The sequence below is a fragment of the Pseudoalteromonas sp. SG43-1 genome (genome assembly GCF_014164415.1).
Lineage (GTDB): Bacteria > Pseudomonadota > Gammaproteobacteria > Enterobacterales > Alteromonadaceae > Pseudoalteromonas > Pseudoalteromonas distincta.
Genome location: NZ_JACJFD010000029.1, coordinates 1 through 12,693, shown reverse-complemented (window position 1 = coordinate 12,693; position 12,693 = coordinate 1). Strand labels below are relative to the sequence as shown.

Annotated in this window: 11 protein-coding genes; 8 read left to right on the top strand and 3 right to left on the bottom strand. The window is 36.8% G+C overall.

The window, feature by feature from the left end:
- Window positions 1–32: 32 nt before the first annotated feature.
- The 3 genes from H5159_RS17275 to H5159_RS17265 form a co-directional block, all read right to left on the bottom strand.
- The gene (locus H5159_RS17275) at window positions 33–623 is read right to left on the bottom strand and encodes a membrane protein (RefSeq protein WP_024596511.1); all 591 of its coding nucleotides are present in this window, start codon (window positions 621–623) and stop codon (window positions 33–35) included.
- Window positions 624–859: 236 nt separating this feature from the next.
- Window positions 860–2,704 carry a DEAD/DEAH box helicase gene (locus H5159_RS17270; protein ID WP_024606656.1) on the bottom strand — a complete coding sequence of 615 codons (1,845 nt, stop codon included), beginning with the start codon at window positions 2,702–2,704 and terminating at the stop codon, window positions 860–862.
- 160 nt (window positions 2,705–2,864) lie between these two features.
- Window positions 2,865–3,128 carry a GrxA family glutaredoxin gene (locus H5159_RS17265; RefSeq protein WP_024595981.1) on the bottom strand — a complete coding sequence of 88 codons (264 nt, stop codon included), beginning with the start codon at window positions 3,126–3,128 and terminating at the stop codon, window positions 2,865–2,867.
- Window positions 3,129–3,386: 258 nt separating this feature from the next.
- Between H5159_RS17265 and H5159_RS17260 the strand changes: the two genes are divergently transcribed.
- The 8 genes from H5159_RS17260 (at window position 3,387) to H5159_RS17225 (ending at window position 12,622) form a co-directional block, all read left to right on the top strand.
- Window positions 3,387–4,424: a response regulator gene (locus H5159_RS17260; protein WP_024595980.1), complete on the top strand. Its 1,038-nt coding sequence runs from the start codon at window positions 3,387–3,389 to the stop codon at window positions 4,422–4,424.
- 22 nt (window positions 4,425–4,446) lie between these two features.
- The gene (locus H5159_RS17255; RefSeq protein WP_024595979.1) at window positions 4,447–5,058 is read left to right on the top strand and encodes an isochorismatase family cysteine hydrolase; all 612 of its coding nucleotides are present in this window, start codon (window positions 4,447–4,449) and stop codon (window positions 5,056–5,058) included.
- Window positions 5,051–7,861 (top strand): PAS domain-containing hybrid sensor histidine kinase/response regulator, encoded by a 2,811-nt coding sequence (locus H5159_RS17250; protein WP_182769104.1) that lies wholly within the window; start codon window positions 5,051–5,053, stop codon window positions 7,859–7,861. Before H5159_RS17255 ends, H5159_RS17250 begins: the two co-directional genes overlap by 8 nt.
- A 695-nt stretch (window positions 7,862–8,556) precedes the next feature.
- Window positions 8,557–8,847 (top strand): hypothetical protein, encoded by a 291-nt coding sequence (locus H5159_RS17245; protein WP_182780730.1) that lies wholly within the window; start codon window positions 8,557–8,559, stop codon window positions 8,845–8,847.
- 428 nt (window positions 8,848–9,275) lie between these two features.
- Complete coding sequence (locus H5159_RS17240; RefSeq protein ID WP_253947700.1) at window positions 9,276–10,088, top strand: bifunctional diguanylate cyclase/phosphodiesterase; 813 nt, start codon at window positions 9,276–9,278, stop codon at window positions 10,086–10,088.
- A 108-nt stretch (window positions 10,089–10,196) separates the two neighbouring features.
- A complete protein-coding gene (locus H5159_RS17235; RefSeq protein ID WP_039489282.1) occupies window positions 10,197–10,571 on the top strand; it encodes an Hpt domain-containing protein in 375 nt (124 codons plus the stop codon).
- A gap of 9 nt (window positions 10,572–10,580) precedes the next feature.
- Window positions 10,581–11,978, top strand: coding sequence for a sigma-54 dependent transcriptional regulator (locus H5159_RS17230; protein WP_082007326.1), 1,398 nt, complete (start codon window positions 10,581–10,583; stop codon window positions 11,976–11,978).
- A 113-nt stretch (window positions 11,979–12,091) separates the two neighbouring features.
- Window positions 12,092–12,622: a peroxiredoxin-like family protein gene (locus tag H5159_RS17225; RefSeq protein ID WP_039489283.1), complete on the top strand. Its 531-nt coding sequence runs from the start codon at window positions 12,092–12,094 to the stop codon at window positions 12,620–12,622.
- Window positions 12,623–12,693 lie beyond the last annotated feature (71 nt).

Here is a 12,693-nt window from a genome sequence, read left to right as displayed (position 1 = left end):
TAAAAGTCCTGTAATGTAAAAGTAAGTCTAAGTTATCTTTCTAAATCTCTCACTATATAGCCAAATAAGCTGGCCTCTCCAACAATATACACATAATCATTTTTGTTGTTCATTATTGTAGACTTATCGTCATACCACCTAAAATCATGAATCTTATTCGTTTTAGGGTCTTTGAAGTATAAACGAGTACAGCTATCTTCATACTCAGTGCCACACTCTTGTACATCGGTCAGGATGTATTCTTTATACCAATAGTCGCCTTGTGTGTAGTAAGCCCATAATTTAATAGGATCAGAGATAAAAACATAGAGTATTCCAAAGATTAATAAAGGGGATAATGGGTACATGAAAATGGATGCTAATTTTATTTTAGTATCTGAGAAATTGTATTTAAGTGATTCTCTATATTTACTGCAGCGTTTATATTTATTGAATATAAGTATATTTAAATAGATAAATAGTGCACAACAGATAATAGGGAGGGTTATAAAGAAAACAGCGTCGTATAGTTCATTTGAGATGAATGGTGGATCTGTAAAGTCCATTAAAATAGGTATAGTGATGCATAATAAAATGGGGAGTACTATTGCTACAAAGAGCAAGTTGTCGTAAATCTTTTTCAATTTTTAATTCGTCCGTGAACTATAGCCTTTGTCTAGTTTACAGAATTTTTGTTATTTTAAAAATCAGAGAAATGTATTTATAGGCATTAAGCAACCCGAACTCAGGCTAAAAAAACTATCTCAAGCCGCTATTGAATTGACGCGAAAGTTTACTTTGTTTTCACTGTAGCAGCAGCTTAAAAACAAAAAAACCTTGTCACTTTCGTGGCAAGGTTTTTTTATTAAAGAGTCGTTGCTTATTTAGCTGTGAAGCTTACAGGGCGACGTTCTTTTCGAGGACCGCTGCGCTTATCACCGCGTGCGCCGTCATCTTTATTAAAGCTGCGTTTCTTATCACCAGCTGGACGCTCAGAGCGTTCGCCACGTGGTTCAGCAGGACCTTGATCAGTTGTAATTGTTAAGCCCATAGGGCGTTTACAAATAAACACTTTTTGGAAGTGATCAAGTACATCTTTAGGCATGTTTTGCGGTAATTGAACCGTGCTGTGATTGTCGTGTAGACGAATATCACCAATAAACTTGCTTGAGATGTCAGCTTCGTTAGCGATAGCGCCAACAATATTTTTAACCTGAACACCATGTTCACGACCTACTTCGATACGGTACGTATCCATAGGACCTGCATCACGGCTGTTACGTTCGCGAGGTTTACGCTCAGCGCGTTCACCACCACGTTCGCCGCCACGTTCGTTACGACGTCCACGGTCACCACGATCGTTGCGTGAATTGCGGTCGTTACGCTCGTTACGTTCACGAGGTTGAATCTTAACTTCTTCAACTTTAATTGGCGATTGTTGCTGTGCTAAACACAGTAACGCACCCGCTAAGCTTTCAAGAGGAAGATCAAGTTTTTCAGCCATGTTAGTAGCTACTTCATTGAAGAACGTGATGTCTTTGTTTTCAAGCGCAATAGTTAATTTTGCTTGTAACGCTTCGATACGTTTTTCTTCAACAATTTTTGCTGTAGGTAATTCAACTTGAGCAATTTCAGACTTCGTATGACGAATGATATTTTTAAGTAAATAACGTTCGTTATGTTTTACGAATAAGATTGCTTTACCAGTACGACCAGCACGACCTGTACGGCCGATACGGTGAACGTAGGCTTCAGAATCTTGTGGGATATCGTAGTTGATAACTAAGCTTAAACGGTCAACATCAAGACCACGTGCCGCTACATCTGTTGCAATAACAATGTTTAGCATGCCACTTTTTAAGCGATCTACAGTGCGTTCACGTGCTTGCTGGTTCATGTCACCGTTAAGTGGAGCAGCAGAGAAACCTTCGCGCTCTAATAACTCAGCAAGTTGTACTGTATCGTTACGCGTACGTACGAAAACAATAGCACCTTCATATTGCTCAGCTTCTAAGAAGCGAACAATTGCTTTATTTTTATGTACGCTTGCATTCCAAAACACTTGCTCAACAGATGATACTGTAGAGTTACGCGCAGAAATATGAACCTGTTCAGGGTTATTCATATACTTGCTGCTGATGTTTTGAATTTGCTTAGGCATAGTCGCAGAGAAAAGACATGTTTGCTTTTCGCGCGGTGTTTTTTCCATGATGCTTTCTACATCATCGATAAAGCCCATACGTAACATTTCATCGGCTTCATCAAGTACAAGTGCTTGTAGAGCATCAAACTTGATAGTGCCACGGTTAATGTGATCGATTAAACGACCTGGAGTTGCAACAATAACCTGAGCGCCACGACGAAGTGCGCTTAATTGGATACTGTAGCTTTGGCCACCATATAGTGCCAATACTTCAATACCACGAACATGTTTAGCATATTGTTCGAATGCCTCAGCAACTTGGATCGCAAGCTCACGTGTTGGTGTGAGTACAAGGATCTGTGGCTGTTTCACAGACGGGTCAATATTATTTAGTAATGGCAGTGCAAATGCTGCGGTTTTACCTGTACCCGTTTGAGCTAGTCCCAGTACGTCCTTTCTTTCTAGCAATAACGGTATACATTGAGCTTGGATTTCAGATGGTGTCTTGTAACCCAACTCTTCAACTGCCTTCAAAATTGCAGGAGAAAGATTTAGAGATTCAAACGTGACTGGTTCTGACATTAATACGCCTCAACGAATTTAAAGAGGCGCGCATTATATAGGATTCGCGAGGCAAATGCTTGTATAAATTGAAACTAATTTCTATGTGTTTGATGTTGGTCGAAATTTAACCAGTTTGATTTGGGGTTTATTAAACTGGTTAACATATTTAATACAACGCTTATTTGTACAAGCCTAGGTTTTCTTTTGCGTAAGCTTCAAATTCTGTAAATCCACCGATGTGATTTTGATCCACAAAAATTTGTGGAACGGTAGGGCAAGGTTTACCTGCTGACTTTTCAAGGTCGGCTTTACTAATGCCTTCTTTAATTATATCGATGTAGCGAAATTTAAAGTCATCACGTTCATTTGATAGTTGCTCCGCAACATCTTTTGCACGAACACAATATGGACAACCTTCACGGCCAAAAATTACAGTTAACATAGCTTTCTCCTCAATTTGATTAAAATCAGTTTAAATGATTGAAAAATTATTTAAAGCAAAAAAAATCGATTACACCATTCTAATAAAAACTATAAATCATATATTGCATATCAATATGATTTGCAAAATGCGAATGAGAAACTAAAGCGCTGTCTGTCTAATACTTAAGTATATGAATGCAAGTGTGTTTACAAGAACTAATTTGTGGCACATAACTTGATGATTAAGAGCTATACATTGGGTTAACGAGAATACTTTATGAATATTAATAGTCACGTTTTAGAAATTATCCAAGGGGTAATCGGTAAATATTGTAAAACCCAAAATCGAAATTTTTCAGTTACTTTAATTAACAAGTTGCAATGTAACTACGTTTGTTTGCAAATCCCTCTTGAGCAAATGATTGCGCAATGCGAGGAATTTCTGATTCCAGCGCTAGCATCTGTAAAGCAGAGCTTTTTACTTAACCTAGAAGCAAATATACAAGGGGTTAGCCTTCATTACCAGATTGATGATTCTGAGCAAGTAAGCACGCTGGATTTTCATGGGCTTTTAGCAACAAAAGAGTCTGTTAGTTTGGCACTTGATATTAGCCAAAATATAGACGTTCTAACTGATTGTGAGGCGTTATTTAAAAGTTGTTTAATAACATCGGATAATACCCATGAGCGCTTTGGCTTAAATTTTAAATTATTCAATAGCACTTTTAAGGAAACGGTACAGATTGAGGATTTACGTCACCTTAGTGGTGATGCGCTAACTGATAAACTAAATGGTGACAGCATAAATAGACACATAAAGTTATGCACTATTAGCGACATTAGTGAGCTGAGCCAAGAGAACAAACTATCTAAAAAAATATTAGGTTGGCCATTTTTTGATACTGACCTCATTACCATTTTAACAACATTTCATACGCAAACACGTTTATCTGTATTAGTGGCGGATGATAGCTTACCAAGTCAAATTGCAACAAAAGTGATGCTCGAAATGCTGGGCTGCTTAGTAACATGTGCAGAAAATGGCGCTAGTGCCTTAACGCTTGCTCAAAATGAACCATTTGATTTACTGCTCTTAGATGAGCGCATGCCAGGAATGTTTGGCAGTGACGTAGCACAGCAATTGGTGCGTCAAAATACCCCTAATAATGATACACCCAAAGTTATTTTAACTGGGCTAACAGGGGATGAGCAGATAGCTGAGTTATTTGAAAAAGGTATTACGCACTATTTACAAAAACCAGTGACCAAAGCAGTGCTTGAAAAGTTTATTAAACCTTGGCAATTAGCGTCTTAAATTGGTTAATAAGGTGGCAATGATGCATGACTTTTCTAAAACAGCGCTTATTTTGATTGGTTTTCAAAATGATTACTTTTCACCAAAAGGTATTTTGTATGACGTAGTTGAAGAGTCGTCAAGAATTACTGGCGTGGTAGAAAATACACTCTCTTTATTGACCGCCTGTGCAGAGCATTTTGCGCTAGTTGTTAATACACCCATTCATTTTACACAAAACTACAGTGAGCTTAAAAATCCGATTGGCATATTAAAAGCTATTGCAGATGTGGGCGCATTTAAAGCAGGTTCGTACGGCGCTCAAACCATTGAGCAGCTAGATTTTTTTAGCAATGTTATAGAAGTGGTGCCTGGGAAAAGAGGTTTAAATGCTTTTACACATACTGCTCTAGCGCAAAAGCTCAAAGAACATGGTGTCACTAATGTAATTTTAGCCGGTACGGTGACTTCTATTTGTATTGACTCAACTGCGCGAACGGCTGTTGAACTTGGTTTTAACGTCACTATTTTAAGTGACTGTACATCGAGTCGCACTCCTTTTGAACAAACTTTTTACTGTGAAGAGGTTTTTCCTCTTTATGCGCGAGTTTGTGATAGTAAAACTTTTATTAAGCATTGGAGAGAGCATGGATAACAACGATGAACTACAAGTGCAAATCCAATATGCATTGGTCGAAAAGCTCTCCAATAGTAATCGACGTCAAGCAAAGCTATTAGCTATTTTAGATGAATGTATTTTTGAGTGTGATAAACATTTAAATCTTACCTATATTAACGAAGCATGGGAGAAGAAACTAGGTTACTCAAGCGATTCATTAATTGGTTCTAATATTACTAAGTTAATGAATTGCGATGATATTATGCATTTTGTTGCATACAGTTGTTGTTTGCTTGAAGGAAAGCAGACTCCTAGTGTAGAAATACAAATAAAAAATAGTCACGGACTCTTAAACTGGTTTGAGTTGAGGCTAGTTTATGATGAAAAAAGCGGTTTTATAGGTTCACTCTATGACATTCAACGTCATAAAGACTCACAACTTTTGCTTACACAACAGCAAAAATATGTAAAACGCTTATCGCTTGTTGCGAGCCATACAAATAACTTAGTGATAATTACAGATAAATTTGGCGTAATTGAGTGGGTTAACAATAGTTTTGAAGTACTTACAGGTTACACCTGTGATGAGGTTATAGGCACCAGTCCTGGTCATTTACTGCAAGGGCCAAAAACATGTGAAAAAAGCCGTAAGGTCATGTCTCATGCCGTAAAAAATGGACTTCCTTTTCAAGTTGAAACTACAAATTACGATAAAAACGGTAATATTTATTGGGTTGCTATTGATGCAAACCCAGTGCGAGATGATGAAGGCCAAGTAAAGCACTTTATCGCTATAGAAACTAATATTACGCAGCGAGTTAAAGCCGAACAAGCAATGGCAGAGATAGAATATAATTATCACTCTGTCGTTGATAATATCCCTGATATTGTTTTACGCCTTGATACATTTGGCAATCTATTATTTATAAATCAAGCATGGCAGCGAGTTCTACACAGCAAGGTAGATGAGAGCCTTGGCTTACCTATAATTAAGTTTATAGCTAAAGAAGATGTAGAAAAAATTAGTAGCACTTTACTTGATTATAAACAAGGTAAGCGTGACATTCGTCGCTTTGATATACGTTTAATTAATGCACAAGGTATAAATAACTGGGTCGAAATTACACTTACTCCAATTGTTGGTGGCTACGAAAGTGATTTATCATCAATTGCTGCGACACTTGTGGATATACAAGAGCGTATTGAAAGCGAGCAAATATTACTTGAAGCTAAACATCAGGCAGAAACCCTAGCGGAGTCAAAAAGCCGATTCATGGCAAATATTAGTCATGAAATTCGCACACCATTAAATGCTGTAATTGGATCTGCAGATATTTTGCATCATACCGGTTTAACTTCTGAACAAATGCGCTATACACAAATGATTAAAACAAGTTCTGACGCGCTATTAAGTGTATTGGACGATGTATTAACGTACTCACGTTTTGAAGCACAAGCCATAACACTCAATAATCAGCCATTTAGTATTGATACGTGTATTGAAGAAGCAATAGATATAATTTCCCAAAGCGCTTTACAAAAAGGGCTTGAGGTTATTTTTGATTTTTATCCTGATGTACCAGCTCAAGTAATTGGTGATCATGCCCGTATAAGACAAATAGTCATAAATTTATTAGCCAATGCGATTAAGTTCACTCAACATGGTGTAATAACGGTTACTGTTAAGTTCACTCATATTGAAGGTAATAATTTAAACCTTTATATATCTGTAAAAGACACGGGTATGGGAATTGCAAAAAATAAAATTGACAGTATGTTTATGCCTTTTATTCAATCCGATAATTCAATTACTCGAAAGCATGGTGGCAGTGGCTTAGGGCTTGCGATATGTAGGCAAATTTGTGATGTGGTAGGTGGAGATATTTCGGTTAGTTCTGAGTTTAATAAAGGAAGCGAGTTTATAGTTAATTACCCGCTGCAAATAGACACAACTGACTCAATTTTAAGAGAAGGGTTTGCAGCACGAAGTAAAAAGCCAAAAGTATGGATAGTAGGAAGTCACGAAATTCTAAAAACAGCCTTGGAGCATACGCTCACTCGGTTTTCTATCACTTTTGAACACTACGAAGTATGCCCAGATATACCCAAGTACGATAGTTTTCCTGATGCAATTGTACTAACTGATCCTCAAATGTTAGCCCAAACACGCGAGCGTATAAATACATACAACTCCCTTAATTCACCGTGTTTACTCATCCTAGATTTGCTAGGTAAAAGCTTATTACCGCAAAATATTAACGACAGAGAGCTTAGGTTAAATGGCCCTTATAAAGTATCGCATGTACTACGGGCAATTAGTTTATTAGAAGAGCAGCTGTTTCATTTGGATATTATATTTACCAATCGTGAGCAAAAAGAAACTTTAGAAAGCCCCTTAGGGTTAACTCAGTTAAGCGGAACCAAGGTATTGGTTGCTGAAGATAATACGAATAATCAAATTGTAATTCGGCAGTTTTTAGAACAAAAAGGTTGCCGTGTGCATATTGTTAGTGATGGTCAAGAGGCAATAATAAAGGCGCAAAGCGGTGAAATTGATATTATTTTTATGGATATCCAAATGCCAATACTCGATGGGATTTCTGCAACTAAAGCAATCAGAAAGTTAGGTATAACCACCCCCATAATAGCACTCACTGCAAATGCGATTCATGGTGATAAAGAGCGATTTATAGACGCGGGGATGAATGACTATTTAGCTAAGCCAATTGTAAGTGAGACACTTTATTTATTACTTGATAAATATGCCCCAGAGCAGGTTATTGAATCTAAACATTTAAAGCTCTCTCGTTTAGCGCAAGTGTGGGAAAAGCTGAGTTGAGCAATGAAGGCTAGGGTTTGTTAAACGTTTAGGGTTAAGTTTGTAGCAGTGTGTTTGGTATTTAGGCAAAGTTGAGCCTATGCAGTGTGGTTATTTTCCATAAATGGGCGATAACGTAGCATTAATGCCAAACAGGCGCTGCCCAAAGGTTTCTTCCTAAGGGCTATTTACTCTTTGTTGCCAACATGCATGTAGGGAAGGGGTAAGGGGCGTGAGCAGAACGCGGAAGCTTTGCTCGGTCTTACATCGATGTAAGTCAGTAGGGTAACGCAGGAGCAGTTACCGATCCCGCTAGGTTATAAACCTCGCGCCGCGATTAAACCGCCTGTAGTTTGAACGAATTTTAATCCGCAAAGATCAACAGACAATATAAAAAGTGGGTTTGTGTTGCATAAAACTTGATAAACGGAGAAATTAACCTAGTATTTTAGGGGTAAGTTAAATTTATTTTTTAGTAATTAATGAGTGTTTTTAGTGTGTGTTTTTTTAATTTGATTCGCAAATTGCAATTCAAAATAAAAATAAAATGTTATGAACTTTATTTAAATACTCAACCATACCTTTAATTTATTTTAACGACATGATTTTGTAAGGTTTTTACTTTTTTGTAAAGTTGTTATCTGGTTGGCACGACTTTCGCAATATATTAAATATCAAATCAAGACGAATTTAGTTAAATTTTTAAGGGGTGCAATATGCAAACAAACACAAAAGCCAAACAACAGCCTAAAGGTAACAATTGGGTACTAACACCTGAAATTATGGTTTTGTCAATTTTGCTTGTTGCCACTTTAGTAATAGGTATAACAGTTTTACGAGGTAGCGATTCGATTGAACCGCTGGCAGATATTCAGCCAATTACTTTTACACAAGCTGATGTTGAAAACGCTCAGTTGATGAGTAATACGTTTGACTCGCAAAATACCAACTATGCACAACATGTAAATTCTTCTAAAAACGAAAATAACGACACTCTTTCAAACTAGAGACTTTTGCGCAGGTAACTATTTATAGTTGCCTGCGTTTTTTTATGTTCCTACCACCAATTTAATTTTTTATCCCTCCCCATAAAATTATTTATTTTCTCTTAAATTTAGATGGTGCTTAACCTAAACAGGGTTTTATCAAAGCTTTCTCTTTTCTCATATACAATTGCTAATATTAGATTTGGTCAGTATCTATTAACTGGCTTATCTGTGTTTTATAAGCTCGATTAAGCACTCACATTGCCAATGTAGCTGCATTGCAAACTGAATTGCAAAATGCGAATGAAATGGGAGAAGTAAATCCATTTAATATTCTAATTTAACTACCTGAATATATTGGTTTTTATTTCTGTTTTTTTGTATTTAAAATGGCCTGTAAATTGCTCTTTAATATAATAAGTCACTAAGAGTGAAACCGGAGCAAAATCATGAGTGCGTTTAAATACCTAGAATCGGAAAAACCAGTCAATCTAGCAAGATGGCATGAGTTAGAGAGGATCATGTCTGATTCAATGCAAAATAATTATTTTAAAATGGTTTATCAACCGCTTGTATCATTGGGATCTGGAAAGCTGGTCGGCTTTGAGTCGCTAGTAAGGTGCCAATCACCGCGCTTTGGCATTGTTGGCCCTGATGAGTTTATCCCTCATGTAGAGCAATCGGGAATGATTTTAGAATTAGGTGACTGGATTTTTGAGCAATGTTTGTCTGATTTAAAACATATGCGGCAGTTTGGTATGACAGATATTGCTGTTTCATTAAATATTTCACCGGTACAAATCTTAGATGGTGATGTGTTTGCAAAAGTAATGTCTTTGCTAGAAAAGCACCAAATACCACCACAGGCTATAAAAGTCGAATTAACGGAAACAGCGCTCATTCATAGTCCTGATAAAATAGCTAAGGCGTTTGAAAACTTCCATAAAGAAGGCGTAAAGGTGTGGATTGATGATTTTGGCACTGGGTATGCCTCTTTAGGTTTACTTCGTCAATTTGATATTGATGGTTTAAAAATTGATCGCAGTTTTGTAAGTGGTATTGCAACTAATAATGAAGACTTTACGTTATGTAGCGCAATTATTGCGATGGCTCAACGATTGGGTTTACAAACGGTAGCAGAGGGTATTGAAGAGAATGAGCAATTACAAATATTAGAACAACTTGGTTGCGATATAGCTCAGGGATACCTGCTAGATAAGCCGCAAACGTTAACTAAAAGTATTGATACTTGGGCTTTGTAAATGTTTATATTCATTTTGATTTGCAAAATGCAAAAAACAAATTACTCTTAAACTACAACTCTTACATTTTATTAGTGTACGAAGTTTTAACTTACACAAAGGTTATCTATGCCCATATCAGAGCAGTTTGTCGATAAAAGTATTACCGAGCTAAATGTATTAACTCAACTCGAAAAGGATGTTGGGACAACCGTGTTAGCTCGTTTAATTAAATTATTTATTGATGAATTAGTTACTATGGCTAACCAATTAGATACGGCAATTAGTAGTGAAGATACTATAAAAATTAAAGAAGTAATGCATGTCTTAAAAAATTCAGCAGCTTTATATGGTGCATCTGCTTTAGCTGCGTTAGCAACACAATTACACGATTCGCCACCGTCAACTACACAAGAAAACTTGCACGCAGCGCTTGTTATTAAACACAACTTGGATAAAACCCGAGATGCGTATCAAATAATGAGTAATAGTATAGCTATTTAGGAGAAAGCTGTGTCAGATATAATTGATAAAGGTCTTGTTTATATTGTTGAAGATAGCATTGCCAGTGGTGCTTTATATGCAAGTCAGCTTGAGCAGGCTGGTTTCCAATGCAAACACTTTACAGATGGGTACTCTGCTTTAGTCGGTATTAAAGAAAAAATGCCAGCGGTCATAGTACAAGACGTATGCTTGCCAGATATAAGTGGGCTTGAGGTATTACAATTTGTAAATAAGCAGAAAAATCCTGCTAATGTAGTCATGATCACCTCAAACAGCTCTATTGATATTGCAGTGGAAGCAATGCGTTTAGGCGGTTTTGATTTTTTAGAAAAACCTTTCACAAGTCAACGACTCATTAGCTCAGTAGAAAGTGCGTTGACGCCAAAAGAGCAAGTTAAAGTTCAACCATTGGTTAAAAACAGAGATAAAAATCAAGATTTTGTTGGTGAATCACTGGCAATGAAAACCGTTTTTAGATTACTTGATAGTGCAGCTAGAAGTAAAGCGTGTGTATTTATTACAGGTGAAAGTGGAACCGGTAAAGAAGTTTGCGCACAAACCCTTCATGATACAAGCCCGAGAAATACAGGACCATTTATTGCCATAAACTGTGCAGCTATACCTGCTGAGCTATTTGAATCAGAGTTTTTTGGTCATGTTAAAGGTGCGTTTAGTGGGGCATTGAGCGATCGAAAAGGGGCTGTTGAAGTGGCCAACGGCGGTACCTTATTTTTAGATGAATTATGTGAAATGGAACTTAACTTACAAGCAAAGTTATTACGCTTTTTACAAACAGGCATTTTTAGTAAGGTTGGTAGTAGTGAAGTATTACACAGCGATGTTCGTTTAGTCTGTGCAACAAACAGAAACCCAATCATAGAGGTTGCAGAAGGGCGCTTTAGAGAAGATTTATATTACCGTTTAAATGTTATCCCCGTAAAGCTCCCCCCTTTAAGAGAACGCGGAGGCGATATATTACTGCTTGCTGAGTATATTTTGAAACAAAAAAGCGATAGTAATGCAAAGCATTTCACTGGTTTTTCTGATGAAGTTAAGGCGCTTTTTTGTAATTACGATTGGCCAGGAAATATTCGCGAACTACAAAATGTAATTGAAAACACCGTCGTTATTAATGATGGCGATGTAATTGAAAAAGACATGCTACCAAGCTCATTTGGATTAGGCGCTGTTAAGCATTCGATATCCGCTAAGTCAGTTCACAATACAAACGAGCAGAGTGTTCAACTATCGCCTATGTCTGTTCACGATATAGAACCTTTGTGGCAAGTTGAAAAAAGGGCGATTGAAAATGCAATTAAAAGCTGTGAAGACAATATTCCTCTTGCTGCTGCTTATCTAGGGGTTAGTGCATCTACCATTTATAGAAAAATAAAGGGATGGTCTTAAAGTCATAATCGATTTTTAATTACACTTTTCAGGTTGAATTAATAAAAGTTACCCTAAGCTCTATGGGTAAGAGCAAATTAATTTTTAATCTGAAACAGTAAAAGGAGATCGCAATGAGTAACACTAGTTTAAAACCTGCGGATATTATGCCATCACTAGTAGTGAGTGATGTTGATGAGAATAAGGTAGATTTAGTTGATAGAGTAAGTGACTCTCCTTGGAAAATGATTGTTGTTTATCGAGGCCAGCACTGCCCTAAATGTACTGCGCAACTTAACGAGCTTGCTAAAGTTCATAAAGACTTTAAAGATGCTGGTGTTGAAGTTGTTGCAGTAAGTGGTGATAGCCATGAGCAGCTTAATAAACATCTTGAAAAAATAGATATTAACTTCCCAATTTACTATGGTTTAACAATCGAACAAATGACCGATTTAGGGCTACATATCAGCGAGCCTCGCAGTGATGCAGAAACTGATCATCCATTTGCTGAGCCAGGCATTTTTGTACTTAATGAAAAAAATCAGCTTCAAATGGTCGATATATCAAACAGCCCATTTGTTCGTCCTGATTTAGAGCAACTGCTAGGTGGAATTAAGTTTTCTAGAGAAAACGACTATCCAATCCGAGGCACATTTATTAAATAACATTCATTTTCATGGTTTCAAAAGGCACTTTTTAGTGCTTTTTTTATTTATTTTTATTTATTTTTAATTTT